We start from the raw sequence: 1,479 nt of genomic DNA on the forward strand, positions 1-1,479 counted from the left end.
GAATACAACATCCGCATGCGCCCCGCCAACGAGGTGCAGCGTGCCGCCTTCGTTCGCGCGGTGTACTCGCGCCGCCAGCTGCGCGAAGTGCTGGTGAACTTCTGGCACGACCACTTCAACGTGCTGGGCACCGATTTCAGCGTGGGACCCGTGTTCGTGCATTACGACCGCGACGTGATCCGCGCCAACGCCAAGGGCAACTTCCGCACGATGCTGGAAGGCGTGGCCCAGAGCACGGCGATGCTGTATTACCTGGACAACATCAGCAATTCGCGCTCGGGCCCGAACGAGAACTTCGCCCGCGAGCTGCTGGAGCTGCACACCTTCGGGGCCGAGAACTACCTGGGCTTCATGGATCCGTTCCAGGTGCCGCCCTGCCCCGAGGATCCGGCGTACCCGATCGGTTACACCGACATCGACGTGTACGAAACCTCCGCCGCGTTCACCGGCTGGTCGGCGAAGAACGGGCACTGGCAGTTCCCCACCGAGAACGACGGCACGTTCGTCTATCGGCAGTCATGGCACGACGCCGGGCCGAAGTTCCTGCTCGGCATGCTGATCTATCCCGAACAACCGGCGCTCAAGGACGGCCGCGATGTACTGGACCGCCTGGCCAGCCATCCGCGCGTGGCCAAGTTCATCTGCAAGAAGCTGATCCGCCGCTTCATCAGCGACACGCCGAAGCAGGCGTTGATCGACAGCGCGGCGGCGATCTTCCGCGCCAACTGGCGCGCCCCGAACCAGATCGAACTGGTGCTGCGGCACATCCTGAATTCCGACGATTTCATCAACAGCTTCGGCCAGAAGAACCGCCGCCCGTTCGACTGCGCCGTGGCCGCGATGCGCACGCTGGGCGGCGACTGGACGCTCAGGCTGGACCATGGCCGCAGCGGCGACTTCATGTGGCTCTATGGGTTCACCGGCCACACCCCGTACAACTGGCCGGCGCCGAACGGGTATCCCGATGCCGGCCTGGCGTGGTCGGGTTCCAACTCTTACGCCATGACCTGGCGCCTGCTGGGCTGGCTGACCGAAACCAAGGACGGCGAGGTGCCGCTGCACCCGATCGTCGACACGACGCGCGCGAACGTGCCCGTCGCCAACTGGACCGCGAATACCCTGGTCACCTGGTGGTGCACGCGCCTGCTGGGCTACCAGCCGGAGGCCGCGCGCAAGCAGGCATTGGTGGCGTTCATGGCCCAGAACGGCGATCCCAACACCTACGTCATCACCGACACCAACACGTGGCAGGGCAGCGACCTGAAGCGGCACTACAACCACGAGCGCCTGCGCAGCCTGGTGGCGCTGATCCTGATGACTCCCGAATTCATGAGCCGCTGAGGCGACGATGACCGATTTCCGACTGACCCGACGCGAGTTCGTCAAAGGCTGCGGCGCGGCCGCCATCGTCGGCACCACCGGCGCCAGCCTGATGTTCGCCGACCCCGTCGATGCCGCCGTCAACAGCTACGACACCGT

At 65.4% G+C, this 1,479-nt stretch carries 2 protein-coding genes; both read left to right on the top strand.

Features of this window, described 5'->3' with window-relative positions:
• On the top strand, positions 1-1,341 hold a 1,341-nt coding region (locus AC04L7_RS18575; protein ID WP_475513683.1), incomplete at its 5' end, for a DUF1800 domain-containing protein.
• A gap of 7 nt (positions 1,342-1,348) precedes the next feature.
• Positions 1,349-1,479 (top strand): twin-arginine translocation signal domain-containing protein (locus tag AC04L7_RS18580; protein WP_475513684.1); only part of this gene is annotated, 131 nt, incomplete at its 3' end.

Source organism: Pseudoxanthomonas sp. LjRoot204_2 (assembly GCF_056175765.1).